The organism is Acetobacterium sp. K1/6 (assembly GCF_034438075.1).
GTDB lineage: Bacteria > Bacillota > Clostridia > Eubacteriales > Eubacteriaceae > Acetobacterium > Acetobacterium carbinolicum.
In genome coordinates, this window is record NZ_JAXQGA010000001.1 from 238552 (window position 1) to 256113 (window position 17562).

Here is a 17562-nt window from a genome sequence, read left to right on the forward strand (position 1 = left end):
TTTAAGTCTTAAACAATGCTTCTTTTAATCTGCCATTGTTGCTTTTTATTGAGCGTTTTTATATAACCGGCATAAATCCCGTTGCCCTGCAACAATTGCTGATGGTTTCCCCTTTCAACAATCCGCCCGTCAGCAATTAAAAGAATCTGATCGGCATTCTTAATGGTATGAATGCGGTGAGCAATGACCAGCAGGGTTTTTCCCTTGACCAGTTCACTGATGGCTTCTTGAATATAGCGTTCATTGTCGCGGTCAACACTGGCCGTTGCTTCATCCAGAATAACTATCGGAGCATCTTTGAGAATACACCGGGCAATCGAAACACGTTGTTTTTCACCACCGGACAAACTGGCTCCCCCTTCACCCACCAGGGTATCAAAGCCATCGGGCAGCGCCATGATAAAATCATAACAGCGGGCTTTTCTGGCGGCTTCTGTCACCTCTTCCCGGGTTGCGTCCTGGCGTCCCATGGCAATATTGTTGTAGATGGTATCCTTGAATAAATAAACCCGCTGAAAAACCATGCTGATTTGTTCCATTAATTGCGCGAGGGGAACCGTTTTTAGATCCACGCCCCGGATTATAATTTCGCCCTGTCTGACATCCCAAAACCGTGCCAGCAGATTGGCCACGGTTGTTTTTCCACCGCCTGACGGGCCAACCAGCGCAGTCATGGTCTGGCTTTTTAACTCACAGGAAATGTCGTCCAATACCAGCTCCTCACCATAGCCAAAGCGGACGTTCTTAAATGCGACTTCAATGCCACCGGCGGCCTGCTGCGGAAGGGTCTGCTGGCCGCCGTCATCCAGTTCTGGTTCATCGAGTACCGCTTCAATGCGATCAAGACAGCAATTCATAATATTCAGTACCGGAGCTTCCAGGTACAACGCCTTCAGGGGCCCAAACATCTCAAAGACAAAAAGTAGTACTCCCAACAGATAAGGCAAACCGAGCTCACCATTGACGGTGAGGATAATTGACATCCCGAATACCCCGGTTATGCCAATGGCAAGGACAACAAACAAACCAACAATCCAAGGGGACATGGCACTTTCAAAGTCAATGTTTTTGTCCATGGAGCGCTTGAAATTCTGACGAAGCTCCCCGGATTTTTCACCCAGAAGATTATAGCTTTTAATCACGGCAATCCCCTCAACAAAGGCTAGCACCGCATCAGTAAGTAATTCACTTTGTTGCTGACGCAAAACTGACTCCTGGGCCGATACTTTTTTTTGCATCTGCTCTCCCACTACCACCGCAACACCGGTGGTGACCAGAGCGATAACACCCAGGCGCCAGTCAAGCAGACACATAAAGAGCAGCATTACTGCGGCTGAAAAAATAAAGCTCATGATATTTCCCAGCTTATGCATAATATTTTCTTCAATAAACGCCATATCAGTACTTAAAACCGAGCTGATTTTACCAATATTACCCTCGGTAAAATATCCCATCGGCATTTTACGAAGATGATTCCCCAATTCAATCCGTTTATCCGCAAACAGCAGATAGCCGGCGCCACTTTGCAATTGGTCGGTTACCCGATGAACAATCATCTGAATCAGCAGTGTCACCACTAGTGCAATCCCCACATAAAGGCAATCGGTGGCAGTGATGCTGTTATCATAGAATCTGGATAACAACATAAAACCGTAGTAGATGGGCATTTTTGAAAGAATGGCCTCAATCACGGCGAAAACAAAAGCGCCTTTGATGCGCCAGCTGTATTTTCCGGACAGCTTGATAATCCGCTTGATCATTTTTCTAATCATTATCTTTTACCTCTTTCATCTGCCAGTCCGCACTTTTCTGATTATGCATCCATAATTTTTGATACAGAGAAGAAGTTTCAAGTAATTCCTGATGGGTGCCATGGGCTGAAATGGAACCACTTTCAAGCACATAGATCTGATCGGCACCCATTACAGAAGTCAGTCGGTGGGCAATAACAAAGGTTGTTTTATCGTGCACCAGCGCTGACAAGGCAGCTTCCATTTTTTCCTCGTTTTCCGGGTCGGCAAAAGCGGTTGCTTCATCCAGCACCAGAATCGGCGCATTTTTAAGAATCGCCCGGGCCAGGGTGATCCGCTGCTTCTGCCCTCCAGATAGCTGATTTCCGCAATCCCCGGCTAAGGTATCGATGCCGTTTGGCAACTGCCGGATAAATTCCAGGCACTGGGCTTTTTCAGCGGCCAGTAGAATCGCTTCATCCCCAGCCTCCGGTTTGCCCAGACGGATGTTTTCCCGGATACTGGTATTAAATAAAAACTGATCCTGAGCCACGTATGAAATGCAATCATTCAAGGCTTCCAGACTCATGGTACAGATATTTTGTCCGCCAATGCTAATTTCGCCAGCGTTGACATCGTAATAATGGACCAGTAATTTGGCCAGAGTGCTTTTTCCTGAACCGGATTCGCCCACCAACGCAATGGTTTCACCTGGTTTGGCCGCTAAGTTGATGTGATGAATCACCTTGGCATCCTGATAACCAAAGCTTACATCGGTAAATAAAACGGAATGATCGGTTCCTAAAAAGGACGCCGTCCCGGCCTTTAGTGGCGTTGCGTCGATGACGCTTTCAACTTCGGCAAGTTTATAATTGAGCTGTGGCAATGCCGACATAAACGACAGCGCCCGTAAAAGCGGGATCCCCAGACCCATCGACATACACATCGTCAGGATCAGATCCGGCAGGGTGGAATAGCCCTGAAGGACAAAATAAGATCCCAGCGGCAGGGTCAGAATCAGGGTATAGGGCAACAGACAGCCATAGACGGCCATCCATGGCCAGCAGGCTTTAAACCACTTTAAGGTAAAATCCCGGTAATTTTTTACATCGGTTTTAAAGTGTCGATAGGATTCGCCTTCCCGGTTAAACACTTTCACCACTTCCATACCATTGATATATTCAATGATGGTGTTATTCATCGTTTGACCAGCGGTAAAATATTCGCCCATTCGATTCATACCAATGGTGTACATGGCCATCATCGCCAATAAGCTTAGTGGTACCGAGGCCATCGCCATGAGTGCCAATTTCCAGTCTACGATAATCAGAGCGCCGTAGATGACCACCGGAACCATCACGTTGGCAAATCCTTCAGGGATGGCATGAGCCAACAGTGTTTCGAGACTGTCAACATCGTCCACAAAGAGTTTTTTCAGTCGGCCGGTGCCTTTTTGTTCAATCACGCCAAGGGGCAGGTTTTCCATTTTTTCTTGAAGGGAGATTCGGATGTTTTTTAAGGTGCCATAAGCGGCTTTATGGGAAAGATCCAATCCAACCCCCATAAGTACGGCCTGGAAAACAAGAAAAAACAATACCATGCCGACCCGAATCAGGATGACGCTGGTTGCCAGGGTATCGCCATTAATTAACGGCGTAATGATTTGATAGACCATTAAAAAAGGAAACACGCCAGCCAGAACACTTAGTATTAGAAGAATAGTGGCAAGCAGCATTTTCGTTTTCTGATCTTTGGCATAAATGATGATTCTTTTAAACATATAAACCTTCTTTCTGCAATTGTTTCTCATAGAGATTAATAAATAGGGTTCTGGTTTTTTTTATGCCAGCTTCATCGAGCGGGTAAAGATCGATACTTAGATCCCGATTAAGTAGCAGTACCTCATCGGCACAACCTAGAATCAGTTCCAGATCATGGGTAATAATCACCGTGACATCGACCACCTCGCGATTTTCTAGAATCAGTTGACAAAATGCTTCCATTGATTGGCGATCCAAACCACTTGTGGGTTCATCAAAAAAAAGGTATTTCTTTTGTCCGTAAATGGCGGAAGCAATCGCTAAACGCTGTTTTTGCCCTCCGGAAAGCGAGGCTGGATGGCGTTGGGACAGGGCGCTAAGCCCCAATTGATCGAGGATGGCATGGGCTTTTTTTAGATCCGGGGATTTAACCCCAAGCAGCACTTCATCAAAAACTGTTCGGGCAAAGAGCTGACTGTTCACATCCTGCATCACCAGAAAACTCTCGGCCTGTCTGGCCTGCTTGTTTTTTTTTGACCCATTTAAAAGGATATCACCCTGGTAATTTAAGAAGCCCATGACGCAGGCAATCAGGCACGACTTGCCGACGCCATTTTCGCCTACAATGGCCAGCACTGTATTTTTTCTGATTTGAAGATTCGCCATCTTCAAAATCGTCTGCTTGTTACGGCGCACCAAAAGCTGCTGAAAGTCCATGGCCACTTCCTTAAGCGGTTGCTTTGCAACTCTTTTTGAATCAATTTGATCGAAGTCCTGGGTTCTCAGGCCCATTTTCCGTTTATCGGCCTCTGAAACAGCTTCAAGCTCTGCGGGACGGTATTCGTTTAAGATTTTTCCATCCTCAAGAAAGATATATCGGGTCGTCAGCTCCTTTAAATAGTGAAGCCGATGTTCTGAAATAATAATGGTTTTGCCCTGGGATTTCAACTGTTTTAAAATGCTGTGAAGCTGTCCGATCGACTGAAGATCCAGATTGGATGAGGGCTCATCCAATACGTAAATATCCGGGTTCATGGCGTGAATAGAACCACAGGCAATCCGCTGTTTTTCGCCTCCGGAGAGCCTGAAAATATCGCGGTTGATGAGCTTTTCCAGGCTGAAATCCTGGACGCTCTGCTTTAGACGACGGTGGATTGCATCCCGGCTTAAACCCTGATTCTCGCAGCCAAAGGCCAGTTCGCCGGTGGTATCGACATTGAAAAACTGCGATTTGGGATTCTGAAAAACACTTCCCACAAATTGGGAAATCTCCCGAATGCTCATATCCTGAGCGTTTTTACCCTTTAATATCACCTCGCCTTGCAGCCCGGCGGGATAAAACATCGGAATCAGGCCATTGAGCAGCCGTGTAATTGTGGTTTTGCCACAGCCGCTTTTACCACACAAAACAATACATTCGCCTTTTTCAATGGTGAGGGAAATATTGTCCAGAGCATTTTGATGACTGGGGTTATCTTGACCACCTTCATAAGCAACTGAGATATTATTTAGCCGAATCATCCTAGCCATCCTTTCTTCATTAAAATAAAAATGATAATGACACCTGCCATCAGGGTGTAGTCCGGTAACCTTAATTTAACATCAACCAGATTGGACCTTATCGAATCCCGATCCAGGCCCCGGGTCATGGCCGCTGCGGCCAACTCGTCCATCACCCCTGCCGATGAGATCAGCAAGGGCACCATCACATATTCAAGAGTCATAAACGGTTTAAACAGCACTGCTTTTACCCCCATGGGGATACCCCGATAGGACATGGCTTGAACGATAGCCTGGTACTCCTCTTTTACGGTTGGCACAAAGCGCACCATTACTGCAAATGGAATGATAAAGCCCATTGGTAGATGCGCTTTTTGAAAAGCCGCAATAAATTCACTCACCGTGGTGTTTTTCATCAGCACGGTAAAGCACATCACCATCGGTAAAAAAAGGCGAATCATCCGACTGGCGATGATCAAACCCTGGCCAATCGGTGTGGATACCTGTAGTCCATACCCGCTGTCAATGGCCAGTAGCAGAAAGAAGAGACCCCCATAAAGCAGGGTCTCTTTAATCAACCTTCCATTAAGTAGAAGCAAGCAGGAAATTCCGGCCAGCAGCACTTCGACAATGACCGGTTTGTTTCCCATCATCATGATATTGATCAGGAGAAATAGGACCAGTTTGGTTCGGGGATCAATTTTCACCACTGAATTTGACTGCAGTGTAATGGCAGGCATTAGACAATTCCTGCTCGTTTAAAGTGATGCTTCAGGGCTTTGTTTCCGAGTACCCCACCGATTATGCCGCCGATAAATCCGGAGATAATTAATCCCAGGATGATCCCCTCGGGAGCAAGGCTGGCAAAATTTGCGACATAGGCTTCGCCGTAATATTGGGTCATGGACTTAAAGAACGCTTCTTTTGCAAAAAGGATCGACAAAAATGGCCCTACAAACATTGACGAAAAAAAGCCGTATCCCAGTACATTGTGCTTTGGCGATTCGAAATTCCCCAGACCCGATGTCACCTCCGCCGCTAATCCGCAGAGTAGCGAAAAAAGCAGGGGATAAAACGAGGTGCTCGACATCACCAGGCCGCACAATGCCGCAAGAATCAAAATGGTGCCTCTTTTGGGGACCTTGTTGATATAGAGCATATAAATTGGGCCCAGCACAATGCCCGTTAAAAATGCCACCATTAAAAAGGTAACCGGCGTAAACCCGGTAATCACCGCCATCGCGATTAACCCCACAACAAAAATAGCCGCGAAAGCACCTGCCAGAATCAACTCTTTTGTTGATAATTTCTTTTTCATACTAACCTCCAAATAAAATGCGTATGTTAGATAATTCTAACATACGCATTTTATCATTGACACTATTTCACTTCTACTCTTTCAGACTCCGAATAGTCATGCTGGACATTTTTCTTGCTGATGATTTTTCTTTCTGAAATCTTTCGGTAGCAGCCCATAATTTTTTTTAAAAGCTCGAGTAAAATTGCTGGCGTTCTCATATCCAAGCATCAGGCCGATTTCCAGTATGGATAAGTCCGTATTGATGAGATTGTGAGCAGCCTGATTCATGCGCATCTTTCGCAAATACTCATACGGCGTAAATTGAAACATTTCTTTAAAACACTCTTTGAAGATCGTTGTTGAGACATCATGGCTTAAGCAGAGCTCTGAAATCGGGTGATGCACCGACAGATCTGTTTCAATCATCTTTTTAATGGCCTTTGTTTTGTCAATTTGTTCTTTTGAAAAACAGCGTCGCTGACTAAAAACCCTAAAATCTTCATGAATAATCATCATAAAAAGCTCTGTTAGTTTTAGCTTTATAAAACCCAATCCCAGGGTTTCCATTCCTTCATTAATCATCTTGCAAGTGCTGAATAGATACTCTCCGCAGGAAAAAATCTGGACGCTATTTATTTTTTCGATTTGATCAAATAAAAGCTGCAAATCCAGGTTGTATTCTTTTTGCCATAAATCCATTAACTTTGGCGACAGCGAATCTGGATAAATTAAAATGTTAAACCCCCGCATGCTGTCTTCAATCATTTTTGAAGACAGGCTGGAGCGACAATTGTTAAAAATTCCGATATTCCCCGGTGACACATAGGTAAAAACATTCTTTTTTAATTCCATTTGATAAATGCCTTGATCGCAAAATGAAATCTGATAGAATCTGGGCATATTCGCAACTTCACCGGACCAGCTATAGGCTTCTTTAAAGTCCATAAACTGTATCTCAATGCCTTCATATAGGGAATACGCTGTGATCCGACTTCTGGAATGCTGCTGGTCCAGGGCATACACAGTTTCGGGGCCATCCTCTTTTAAGATTTGGAGTCCCCATTCTTTTCTGCTCAGTCTCATTATCTGTCTCCTTTGCTTTCATTTGAATTCTGGCCTTGCTATTTTCGACACTAGTTAGTTTCTTCTAACTATATTCTAAAGGATTGCCCGAGAAAGATCAATCAAAACCTGTCATCATGAACGCTAGTTTCTCAACTTATAAACGGATTATGATACGCCTCTACACAATTTTATTCAAACGTTTATGCTTTATCAATTTACTTTCTTCTTCGCCGTGATATAAAATGGCGAAATCGGTTCTCGTTCTTTTTTGAGTTTGAAAAATGAAATTGCTCTTTTTAGCGATTGCCCAATCAGATTGACTCCGAATTTCAGCCAGACTTTACAATTCTTCCATTGACGAACCCTTTTTTTATCGGTAAACTTTAAAAAAAGGCCCGTTCCACTGGAACGGTAAAATCTGCGAAAGAAGGTCGTTACTGTGCTGGAAAAAACAATCACCTCACCCCGGGGCACTGTTCATTATTGGATCGCCCGACACCGCGATCCCCAGGCAATATGTCTGGTGTTCACCCACGGGCTTACTGCCAATCATCTGATGTTTGAACATCAGGTTGCTTATTTTAAAAAGCACTACACCGTCATCACCTGGGACCTGCCACTCCATGGGGCTTCCCGCCCCTATATGGATTTTTCGTTTCATCACACCGCTACCGATCTGGACGCTATCCTGGCCCAGGAAAACATCTCAGCGTCAGTGCTGATTGGCCAGTCGCTGGGGGGCTATGCCAGCCAGCAGTATGCCCTGGATTTCCCGGAAAAGGTGTTGGCCTTTATCGGGGTGGACACCTCGCCCTTTGGTCTTACCTACTATTCCCAATCAGACCGCTTCTGGTTGCGGCAGGTAGAGTGGATGTCCCGTTGCTATCCTTATGACCAACTGCTGTCAGCCATTGCTAAAGGGGCCACCCATACTAAGCGAGGTTATGATAACATGATAGCGATGCTAAAACCTTATAGCAAAACGGAACTCTGCCGCATCATGGGGATCGCCTATGCCAGCTTTCTCAGGGAAAACCAGGATGCGGCTTTTAAGTTTCCGGTCCTACTAACGTTGGGCGAATATGACAAAACCGGCAAGGTCCCCCAATACAACTGGGCCTGGGCCGCCAAAACCAGATACCCCCTGAAAATCATCCCCTCCGCCGGTCATAATGCCAATGTTGATAATCCCGTTGTTTTTAATGCGGTAGTTGAGGATTTTCTGGATCAATTACCATGAAGCATTATTGCCCCAATAATCTGACACCATTTTGACATGATTAAAGATTATCATAATGGACATACAATGATTGGAGGTGGTCATCATAGCTAAACCTAAAAAATTCAACCTGCGTCTGATGGTACAGATCTTTTTCTTTACCCTTATCGCCCTGATTTCGGTTAATAAAACCCTGGCCGCTACAGGAATGGGAATTCCCTTTCTGTCTACGGCTTCTCTTCATGCTCTTTGCCCCTTCGGCGGGGTGGAGACCCTTTTTTCCTTGGTCACAACGGGATTGTTTATTCCAAAAACTCAGATCTCTGCGGTGATTCTGATGGGTCTGGTGTTTCTGCTGGCGCTGCTCTTTGGTCCGGTTTTCTGTGGCTGGGTCTGTCCCTTAGGGGCTTTTCAGGAATGGATCGGCAAAATCGGAAAAAAGCTTTTTAAGAAACGCTATAACCATTTTGTCCCCACAAAGGTGGATAAGGTGTTGCGCTATTTGCGTTATGGAGTGCTGGTCTGGGTACTGACGGTAACGGCAGTCTCCGGCACGCTACTGTTTGTCAATCTCGATCCCTACCATGCATTATTTAAGTTCTGGACCGGAACGGTGGCGCTACCAGCCCTTATTCTGCTGGTGTTTATCACCATCGGTTCGTTGTTTGTGGAGCGGCCCTGGTGTAAATATACCTGTCCCTACGGCGCCCTGCTGGGTCTTTTTAACAAGATCCGCATCTTTAAAATTCGCCGGAAAACAGAGACTTGTGTCAGCTGTCAGAAATGTAGCCGCAGCTGTCCGATGAATATCGATGTCTGCCGGAATGAAACAGTCTCCAGTCTTAGTTGTATCAGCTGTTATGAATGCACCTCAGACCGGAATTGCCCCAAAGCCGAAACCCTGCTGGTTCAGGCCACCCAAAAAAGCCCCCAGGTTTCCATTGCCGTAGTGGCGATTGTAATGCTGACTGTATTTATCGGTGGAATTGTCGGATCGATGGCTCTGGGCATCTGGAGTTCAAAAACCAACGATCAGGGATCGGGGGGCAAGAACAACGGTAATGGACAGAAAATTAAAGTTGAAATGCAAGAAGAAGTTACCGACTAAGACTGGGGTAGCAGTGCAATTGCACTGCTACCCCGTTCATCCAATCCAGATGCCTTTCTCTTCAGCATCATAAATGCTTTTGATGTCGCAATTTATCGGCATACATTTGTTCATCAGAACGATCCGCCAAATCAGAATTAGGATAATCCCTGTTAGAGAAATATTGTTCATAAGCGTATACGAATTTTATACAAACGTTTACATTTTGTCTATTTACTTTTCTTTGTACCGTGATATAATAGGTTCATATCAAAAATCAACTCAATCATTTTCAGTAACTGTGATAAGAGTCAATGTATCAATCACTTAAAAGCAATTACGATACTGGCAATAAAATCAATGAACCGACCCGAGGTTGAAGGTGAAAATTTGACCCTGATGAAATAAGTTGATTAAGTAGCCGGGCAAGCGATCTGCATCAAGACAGATCTTCCAACTATTAAAAAGAGCAATCTTTTTATAGACGGAACCCCTTCAAGTGAGTAATGTTTAAACTGAAAAGTGAAAAAGAAGGTTTTTGATAAAATCAAAAGAAGGAGTCCAAACGGATGACGACTGAGATTGTGAACTAGACCGGTTTCGCAGGTTAAATGGCGGAATCGGTTCTAGTTCTTTTTTGGTAAAAATAGATTCTTGCAACATTTCGGCTATTGCTTTTGAACGCTTATCGATCCGTTGGACGGATTTTAAAGACGCTCTGCTGCTGTTTAAAATACCAAAAAGTCAGACCCAGAGTCAAAGCCTCGGCAACAGGCAGCGCCATCCAGATCCCTTGAATGCCTAAAAATTGGGGTAATACCAGAATCATAATCACTTGTAAGAACAGGGTGCGGATAAAGGAAATCATCGCCGAAGCTCGACCATTGCCCAAGGCTGTAAAATAGGCTGAGGCGAAAATGTTGATCCCACAAAATAAGAATGATATTGCAAAAATCCGGAAACCTTGCACCGTCAACTCGATCAGTGTCGGATTACTGACTATGAAAATGGACACCAGCACAGAAGCCGCCAGTTCAGATAAAATGAACATCACGATTGACACCATCCCCACAATTTTTAAACAACTCTGGTGGAGTTTTTTTAGCTCATCACCATTTCGGGCCCCAAAATGATAACCAATCACCGGTGCCGCACCAATTGAAAAACCAATCAATACGGCTGTGAAAATAAACTCGATATATAACATCACCGAAATAGCTGCCACTCCGTCTTCTCCAAGCAGTTGCATCAGCCGAACATTAAAAAGCACAGTAATTAATGATCGGGAAATGTTCGTGACCATCTCTGAGGCACCGTTGCTCATACTGCGTAACAGCATTGACACATCCTTCACAGGTGTTGCAAATTGAAGTCGACTGGTGTTTTTATAAAAAAAATAAAAAATAGGTATTAACCCACTAATCATAAATCCGCAAACCGTAGCAATGGCCGCACCAGGCAAGCCTATTCCCCAAACCCCAACCAGTAGCCAGTCGAGAAAAATATTAATGACACCGCTAAGAATACTGAGATAAAAGCCCATTTTGGGACGCTCTGCCGTTACAAAAAAGGACTGGAAAAAACCCTGCAGCATAAAAAAAACAGTACCTAGGGTACAGATCCGTCCATAGGTCACACTGTCGCCAATAATGCGTTCACTCGCACCCATAAGGTAGCAGAGAGGCTCCATGAAAATGAAGGCGAGCAGAGATAAAAACACTCCAATAAGAACTGTGACCAGAGTCAAAAATGAAAAATACTGATTAGCCACTTGATCACGTTTTTCCCCCATGGCTCGGGCTACCTCTGCTGTGCCCCCGGTGCCTAACATAAAGCCGAAGGAGCCAATGGTCATGATTAACGGAAACACAATGTTTACGGCCGCCAGGCCATTGCTGCCGACGTAACGTCCCACAAATAAACCATCCACAACACTGTAGATAGAAATGAATACCATCATCAGTATCGATGACATAGTAAAACGCAGGAGTTTTCTGGTTGTAAATTTTTCTGACAATTGAATATGCATAATGACCTCTTACCTTTTATTAAATACTTCTAACTTCCGTTGTTATGATTCGATCCTAACGGATCTTCCGATTCGATTAAATCCCTTGTTTCCTGTTCGAGAAATTTAAGATAGAGCCGGGACCCTTCAATTAATTGCCGACGCCCCGCCTCGCCCATTCTCAAAAACACCTGATTTTCGGCCTTAAGTACCGGTGCGATTCTTTCATTGGCAAAAGCATGGCCCTTTTCAGTCAACATCATCTGCTTACTTCGTTTGTCATTAACATCGGTTCGCCGCCTAAGATAACCCTTTGACTCAAGATGCTTCTGGGCAGTGTTGACCGTCTGTTTACTCATGCAATACTGATCACAGATATCTTTTTGGGTACACTGACCTTTTGAAGCGAAGAGATAATAAAGTACCCAATATTCGCTGGTTGGCAAACTGCTAAGCCTGGCCAGTTCATTGTATACGGCCCCAGTTTCTTTAAAAATATGATTATAGTCGGCCAATTCTTCTTCGATTAGCATTTTTTCTTCCACAGTTCCTCCATTTAGTCCGCATTCGGACTTTTTTAGTCTATCCGAAGGTTCTTCTTTTGTCAAGATAATTTCAAATTTAACCCAACCTAATCGATTAATAAATCACTTATCTACCTGTTCTAGCCGTTTATATTTTTGATCGTAATCGTTTTTGTATTGAAATCGATCATTTGGTCCTGCCGCATTTTATTGAGCTCCCTGCTCAAGGATGAACGCTGAATACCAAAACGCTGGGCTAACTCTTTTTTTGATGACGGGAGTTGAATCACCTGACTTTTTTGAATTTGAGACTCATACCGTAAAAAATCAATGATACACTGTCGGATGCTTTTCATCGAGATGGCACTAATCTTGTCAGTTAGAATCAAAGTCTTATCAGAGATAGCTTTCATCAAACCGATCATAAAAGTACGATTCATCTGGCACAGCTCCAGAATCAATTCCTTATGAAGATGGAGGATCACCACCTGAGACTGGGCCAATACCGTCATAGGATAATTATTTCGGCTGGAAAAAATCAGATTGGCACCGAGCACATCCCCGTCTTGAAAAATATTGATGGTCATTACATTCCCCTCGCAATCCAGATTTTGCACGGCCACCCGACCGCTGAGAATCAGATCCATCGTTCGACAACATTCGTTCTGAAAATGGATCACCTGATCCTTTTCATACTCTCGTTTCTCATAGTAATGTGCCCTAAAAACCTGATTCAGCTCTTCTTTTGAAAAATCCAAGAAAAGTCCATGACACGATAAAACAGCGATTAAATCCTGGTGATTCATATAAATCTCCTATATGTTACCATGGTAACTTTATATTTTACTGATCTACAGTATACTATAGAAAATTCGAATTTTGAAGCTGCGATTCGCATTATCACTTTGGAGGTTAACGTATGGATATTTTTACACTGATTTTCTGGGTAATTACCCTGGTATGGCTGGGGTTTTCACTAAAAAAAGACAAGGACAAAACCCTGAAGGCTATTAAGATGTCCGGGGGAATGATGAAAGGGATCGCCGGGGACATCCTTGGTATCTTGCTGTTCATTGGTTTGATTCTTACTTTTGTGCCGCCGGAAGCCATCAAAGGCACTATCGGCCAAGCTAACGAAGTTGTTTCTACAGTACTTTTTGCGTTTCTCGGAAGCATTACCCTGATCCCCGCCTTTGTCGCCTTTCCGCTAGTGGCCTCACTGGTGGATGCCGGTGCCAGTATCGTTCCGATTGTCGCATTTCTGACCACTCTGACAATGGTGGGAGTGGTGACCTTTCCGCTTGAAAAAAGAGAGTTCGGTCTGAAATTCACGCTGGTCCGCAACTCTCTTAGTTTTGCTTTTGCCTTGGCAATTGCTCTTGCTATGGGGGTGATTCTATGACATTTTTAAAAAGCCAACTCAAAAACAATCGTTTTTTAATAATTGTGGTCTTGGCTTATGTGGCAGTTGGCCTATTCGCCCCTAGCAAATTTCTGCCATCCCTTGACAACACCTGGTATTATGTCAAGGAAATGCTAATGATTATGCCGGTGATCCTGTTGTTAACTTCACTGATTTCGGCCTGGGTACCAAAAGAAACAATCGAAAATGCCTTTGGCAAAAACTCAGGGATAAAAGGTTCACTGTTTGCTTTTTTATTGGGTAGTTTTTCTGCCGGTCCCATTTACGCCGCCTTTCCAGTCTGTAAAATGCTGCTTAGCAAAGGAGCCAGCATTGCCAATATTGTCATAATTCTGTCCACCTGGGCAGTGATCAAAATTCCCATGCTGATTACTGAAAGCAAATTTCTCGGCCCAGAATTTATGATCGTCCGCTGGATTCTGACCACCTTGGCCATTTTTCTGATGGGCTATATCACCTCCCGGTTTGTTAAGCCCGAGGATCTTCCTGCAGACAATGAAACAGCAAGTTCTGTTGATGGCCTCGTTTTGCTGAATCCGGACTATTGTGTGGGTTGTGGCCTTTGTACCAAAATCGCACCCCGCCATTTTACAATGGTCGACAAAAAAGCGGCGATTATCAGTCAAACCCTGTCTCCCGGCGATGGCCAGGCCATCAAAGATGCTGTGGCAAAATGTCCCTCTCATATTATCCGGTTTCATCCCTGAAAAAATCCCCCTGAAGCCACTATCGGCGTCAGGGGGATTTTAATGTCTGCTGTCAATCAATACTAAAAGTTTTTAACCTGATTTTGTAATAATAAAGCTTCCGCGTTACATCCTTTTTTGAGTTTGACATCAACCTACGCTGTTTTAAGCAGTCCCTTTTCACCGCACAGCCTGGACAGCTCTTCCCCAACGATCCGGGTCATCTGATTGAGGTCGATATTTTCACCATTGAGGGCGTTATACCAGCCTCCGGTTACCGCATCGCCGACGGTTTCTTTAAGAATGCCTCCAACGCCATTATCAGTAAGTCTAGGGCCGGATATAACAGCTCCGGTTCTTGCCTGTTCTTTTTGCTTCGTAAAGTCCTTGATCCGCCCGTTTAATCGCATCCTTTTCATCGACATCGCCGGGGATACAGTAGGAAACACCCATGGATATAGTAATCTTTCCGGACTGGCCACGGCAGTCATAATCAACCGATGCAGCGGTATCGAGTAGTTTTCTGGTAAAGTCATCAATATTATCCTCTTTAAGCCCTTGACAGACCAATAGAAATTCTTCACCACCCCAGCGAAAAAGTTTGTCATTGTTACGGATACGCTGGTTAATAACTGCTGCCAACTTAATTAAAACCGCATCGCCCACATCGTGACCACACTCATCATTAACCGTTTTAAAATCATCAATATCGATCATAATAAAGGCAGGGCTTTCCCCAGAGATTTTATAGGCTCTGAATGTTTTTTCCAGGCACTCGTTTCCTGCCCGCCGGTTATAGGTGTGAGTTAGGGGATCCCGATAAACTGCGGCCTTTAGTTCCTGCTCAGAATTCTGGTAATACCAGCTTTCGATCCGGTTCATGACAATCGTTAAAATTCCGATCAGGACAAAAATAAACCCGACGAGGGCCAGCAACATCCACATAATATTTTTGTTACTTTCTTCAGTGGAGGCCGTAACATAGGTGCTGATATCATCCAGGTGCACACCCATGGCCACAATCCAATTGTAGTTTGGATACAGCCGGGCATAAGTCAGTTTCTCTGAAACCACATCCGAATTCATTTTTTTGAAAAAATAGGTATAAAAAATCTCGCCTGATGCTTTAACCCCCTCCAGCTCCTCCAGATAGGGATAATTTCCCTTAATATCAGTCATATTGGTAGATAGCAACTGTCCTTCAGTGTCTTTTAAATTGGGATGAATAAGACGGATGGCGTAGTTATCTCCACCTTCATTATTGACTACCTCATTTACCCAAAAATAAGCGTCGTTGGAATACCGGGAAGCATGAATCAAGTCCCGGATATTCTCTTCGACAATATCTTCAACCCGACTTTCACGCACCCCAAAAAATACCTGGTACTCGCCATAATCCTTTTTTACTGATGATGTCATCAGCGGTATCAATCGTTTTGTTTGTTCTGAAAAAGACAGACTTTGATCCAGATCCGAAATATTTTCAGAATAAAGGATTCTTTCAGTGGCCGAATCGGTAATCAGCACCGTTAAATAAGTCTGGCGAATAGGGTCCTCAAAATAAAGGATGGCTTGCTCCAGAAAAGCCTCAGGATTATAGCTATTATAACCATCCAGCGCGATTTCGGCCAGTTGATTGAGTCTGACAAATAAGGTTTTCTGCGTCTGGTGTTCCTGCTCAATATTTAAAATCAAATTGTCCACATTGTCTTTTAAAAAAGTCTTTTTCACCTCGATAATACTACGTTCAATATTTCTTTCATAGATACTCTCCATTTGAAAGGACAGCAGCAGAAAAGCTAGGCTACTCAGTGCCCCAAGGATTAAAATGATAACCATTAGTATCAATCGGTATTTTTTTCGCAATGGTTCCATTGGCCATCTCCCTGTTACTCGATTATGCGTCTTAACCGAAGCAGTCGATTTTTAACTCATCTTTGGTTATGTACAAAAGGCGCTTTTTGTTTATCTCGCATTACTAAATTTTATTTCATAATTATACCATCATCTTTACGAATTGGTAAGCAAATATTAGAAACCTTAATGTATCGTTTTAAGCGAACCCCGCTCTCAAAACGCTGTCGGTCGACCTTCTCGCTTGACGCCATCAAATTGTTTCGATATAATCGAAACATCCTAATATCACACTGATGGTTGCCTAAGTATCGCCGCGTCATCACTATTTCTTATGAAAGGGGGAAAAACCATGGCCTTGTTTTTCATTCTGCTACTTTGTTTAATCAGTATTGTCACCACCTTGCTGATGGTCTTCTTTTCTGGCAAAATGATTCCCTACACTGACGCCAACGGGCAGGTGCAGCCAGACAGCCTGTCAGAAAAATTCTGGATACCTATCAACGGGGTGGAAATGGGCATGATCATTAAAACCCGGGACCAAACCCGTCCGGTGCTGCTCTTTATCCATGGGGGTCCGGGGATGCCGGAATATTGGCTTAACGAAAGCCATCCGTCCCACCTTGAAGAACTGTTTACCGTGGTCTGGTGGGATCAGCGGGGCGCCGGTCTGTCTTATAGTGCTGCGATCCCTCCGGAGACCATGACCACTGAGCAGATGGTGGCCGATACTATTTCAGTCACCAAGTATCTGTGCCAGCGGTTTCAAAAGGAAAAGATCTATCTGATGGCTCATTCCTTTGGCACCTATATCGGTATTCAGGCGGCTGCCCGGGCACCAGAGCTCTATCGTGCCTATATTGGGGTGGCACAGTCGGTCAACCTGGCGTTATCGGAAGAGTTGGCTTATGAATTTATGTTGAACTTCTATGCAAATGATAAAAAAAACCGGGAGCAACTAAAAAAAGCCCCCTACGGCACCGCCGCCTACGAACGAATCCGGGATCGAGTCATGCACGAGGCCGGGATCGGTACCACCCACACGATGTACTCAGTGGTTACCGGAATTTTTCTGGCTGTGATGAAAAACCGGGAATATATGCTAAAGGAGAAGTTTCAGATCTGGCAGGGCAAAGCATTTTCTAAACGCTCGATGCTTAACGAAGAATTCCGCCAGGCCAATCTCAGTGATCTTGTTACCCGGCTGGAGATACCTGTTATCTTTTTCTCCGGGGTCTATGATTACACCGTTAACTATCACCTGTCGGAAATTTATCTGGAAGAAATCAAGGCTCCGAAAAAACATTTCTATCTTTTTGAAGACTCTGCCCACAGCCCTATTTTTGAGGAACCAGAGGCGGTTCTGGCAATTTTGAAAGATTTAATTCACTGATAAAAAAACAACC

The 17562-nt window shown here is 44.3% G+C and carries 16 protein-coding genes; 5 read left to right on the plus strand and 11 right to left on the minus strand.

Features of this window, described 5'->3' with window-relative positions; all coding sequences use genetic code 11:
• Window positions 1–8: 8 nt before the first annotated feature.
• The 6 genes from U2P91_RS01110 to U2P91_RS01135 form a co-directional block, all read right to left on the minus strand.
• The gene (locus U2P91_RS01110) at window positions 9–1772 is read right to left on the minus strand and encodes an ABC transporter ATP-binding protein (RefSeq protein WP_322518807.1); all 1764 of its coding nucleotides are present in this window, start codon (window positions 1770–1772) and stop codon (window positions 9–11) included.
• Window positions 1765–3510, minus strand: a complete 1746-nt coding sequence (locus tag U2P91_RS01115) for an ABC transporter ATP-binding protein (RefSeq protein WP_322518808.1) — start codon at window positions 3508–3510, stop codon at window positions 1765–1767. The genes U2P91_RS01110 and U2P91_RS01115 overlap by 8 nt, the downstream gene beginning before the upstream one ends.
• Entirely contained in the window at window positions 3503–5011 is a 1509-nt protein-coding gene (locus tag U2P91_RS01120) for an ABC transporter ATP-binding protein (RefSeq protein ID WP_322518809.1), read from the minus strand. Before U2P91_RS01120 ends, U2P91_RS01115 begins: the two co-directional genes overlap by 8 nt.
• Window positions 5008–5730 (minus strand): energy-coupling factor transporter transmembrane component T, encoded by a 723-nt coding sequence (locus U2P91_RS01125; RefSeq protein WP_322518810.1) that lies wholly within the window; start codon window positions 5728–5730, stop codon window positions 5008–5010. The genes U2P91_RS01120 and U2P91_RS01125 overlap by 4 nt, the downstream gene beginning before the upstream one ends.
• On the minus strand, window positions 5730–6308 hold the full coding sequence (locus U2P91_RS01130; protein ID WP_322518811.1) for an MptD family putative ECF transporter S component: 579 nt from the start codon (window positions 6306–6308) through the stop codon (window positions 5730–5732). Before U2P91_RS01130 ends, U2P91_RS01125 begins: the two co-directional genes overlap by 1 nt.
• A 96-nt stretch (window positions 6309–6404) precedes the next feature.
• On the minus strand, window positions 6405–7373 hold the full coding sequence (locus U2P91_RS01135) for an AraC family transcriptional regulator (protein ID WP_322518812.1): 969 nt from the start codon (window positions 7371–7373) through the stop codon (window positions 6405–6407).
• Between the two features lie 421 nt (window positions 7374–7794).
• Here U2P91_RS01135 and U2P91_RS01140 point away from each other — a divergent pair, with 421 nt between their 5' ends.
• Window positions 7795–8595, plus strand: coding sequence for an alpha/beta hydrolase (locus U2P91_RS01140; RefSeq protein WP_322518813.1), 801 nt, complete (start codon window positions 7795–7797; stop codon window positions 8593–8595).
• 76 nt (window positions 8596–8671) lie between these two features.
• Complete coding sequence (locus U2P91_RS01145; RefSeq protein ID WP_322518940.1) at window positions 8672–9682, plus strand: 4Fe-4S binding protein; 1011 nt, start codon at window positions 8672–8674, stop codon at window positions 9680–9682.
• Between the two features lie 664 nt (window positions 9683–10346).
• Here the strand turns inward: U2P91_RS01145 and U2P91_RS01150 are convergent.
• The 3 genes from U2P91_RS01150 to U2P91_RS01160 all read right to left on the minus strand — a co-directional run bounded on the left by U2P91_RS01150 (window position 10347) and on the right by U2P91_RS01160 (window position 12999).
• The gene (locus tag U2P91_RS01150) at window positions 10347–11690 is read right to left on the minus strand and encodes an MATE family efflux transporter (RefSeq protein WP_322518814.1); all 1344 of its coding nucleotides are present in this window, start codon (window positions 11688–11690) and stop codon (window positions 10347–10349) included.
• Between the two features lie 29 nt (window positions 11691–11719).
• Entirely contained in the window at window positions 11720–12214 is a 495-nt protein-coding gene (locus tag U2P91_RS01155) for a MarR family winged helix-turn-helix transcriptional regulator (RefSeq protein WP_322518815.1), read from the minus strand.
• A 119-nt stretch (window positions 12215–12333) separates the two neighbouring features.
• Window positions 12334–12999 carry a Crp/Fnr family transcriptional regulator gene (locus U2P91_RS01160; RefSeq protein WP_322518816.1) on the minus strand — a complete coding sequence of 222 codons (666 nt, stop codon included), beginning with the start codon at window positions 12997–12999 and terminating at the stop codon, window positions 12334–12336.
• Between the two features lie 113 nt (window positions 13000–13112).
• Here U2P91_RS01160 and U2P91_RS01165 point away from each other — a divergent pair, with 113 nt between their 5' ends.
• Together U2P91_RS01165 and U2P91_RS01170 are read left to right on the plus strand one after the other, a co-directional pair.
• A complete protein-coding gene (locus U2P91_RS01165; RefSeq protein ID WP_322518817.1) occupies window positions 13113–13595 on the plus strand; it encodes a permease in 483 nt (160 codons plus the stop codon).
• A complete protein-coding gene (locus U2P91_RS01170; protein WP_322518818.1) occupies window positions 13592–14323 on the plus strand; it encodes a permease in 732 nt (243 codons plus the stop codon). Before U2P91_RS01165 ends, U2P91_RS01170 begins: the two co-directional genes overlap by 4 nt.
• A 134-nt stretch (window positions 14324–14457) precedes the next feature.
• On the opposite strand, the gene U2P91_RS01175 is transcribed toward U2P91_RS01170, so the two are convergent.
• Window positions 14458–14712, minus strand: a complete 255-nt coding sequence (locus U2P91_RS01175) for a hypothetical protein (protein ID WP_322518819.1) — start codon at window positions 14710–14712, stop codon at window positions 14458–14460.
• Window positions 14633–16177, minus strand: a complete 1545-nt coding sequence (locus tag U2P91_RS01180) for a sensor domain-containing diguanylate cyclase (RefSeq protein WP_322518820.1) — start codon at window positions 16175–16177, stop codon at window positions 14633–14635. The genes U2P91_RS01175 and U2P91_RS01180 overlap by 80 nt, the downstream gene beginning before the upstream one ends.
• Before the next feature lie 331 nt (window positions 16178–16508).
• Here U2P91_RS01180 and U2P91_RS01185 point away from each other — a divergent pair, with 331 nt between their 5' ends.
• Window positions 16509–17549, plus strand: a complete 1041-nt coding sequence (locus U2P91_RS01185; protein ID WP_322518821.1) for an alpha/beta hydrolase — start codon at window positions 16509–16511, stop codon at window positions 17547–17549.
• The last annotated feature ends 13 nt before the right edge of the window (window positions 17550–17562 follow it).

Bases quoted from the DNA above. Each gene is read 5' to 3' on its own strand.
- U2P91_RS01110 (WP_322518807.1), bottom strand. From the start codon at position 1,772: ATGATTAGAAAAATGATCAAGCGGATTATCAAGCTGTCCGGAAAATAC.
- U2P91_RS01115 (WP_322518808.1), bottom strand. From the start codon at position 3,510: ATGTTTAAAAGAATCATCATTTATGCCAAAGATCAGAAAACGAAAATG.
- U2P91_RS01120 (WP_322518809.1), bottom strand. From the start codon at position 5,011: ATGATTCGGCTAAATAATATCTCAGTTGCTTATGAAGGTGGTCAAGAT.
- U2P91_RS01125 (WP_322518810.1), bottom strand. From the start codon at position 5,730: ATGCCTGCCATTACACTGCAGTCAAATTCAGTGGTGAAAATTGATCCC.
- U2P91_RS01130 (WP_322518811.1), bottom strand. From the start codon at position 6,308: ATGAAAAAGAAATTATCAACAAAAGAGTTGATTCTGGCAGGTGCTTTC.
- U2P91_RS01135 (WP_322518812.1), bottom strand. From the start codon at position 7,373: ATGAGACTGAGCAGAAAAGAATGGGGACTCCAAATCTTAAAAGAGGAT.
- U2P91_RS01150 (WP_322518814.1), bottom strand. From the start codon at position 11,690: ATGCATATTCAATTGTCAGAAAAATTTACAACCAGAAAACTCCTGCGT.
- U2P91_RS01160 (WP_322518816.1), bottom strand. From the start codon at position 12,999: ATGAATCACCAGGATTTAATCGCTGTTTTATCGTGTCATGGACTTTTC.
- U2P91_RS01165 (WP_322518817.1), top strand. From the start codon at position 13,113: ATGGATATTTTTACACTGATTTTCTGGGTAATTACCCTGGTATGGCTG.
- U2P91_RS01170 (WP_322518818.1), top strand. From the start codon at position 13,592: ATGACATTTTTAAAAAGCCAACTCAAAAACAATCGTTTTTTAATAATT.
- U2P91_RS01175 (WP_322518819.1), bottom strand. From the start codon at position 14,712: ATGCGATTAAACGGGCGGATCAAGGACTTTACGAAGCAAAAAGAACAG.
- U2P91_RS01180 (WP_322518820.1), bottom strand. From the start codon at position 16,177: ATGGAACCATTGCGAAAAAAATACCGATTGATACTAATGGTTATCATT.
- U2P91_RS01185 (WP_322518821.1), top strand. From the start codon at position 16,509: ATGGCCTTGTTTTTCATTCTGCTACTTTGTTTAATCAGTATTGTCACC.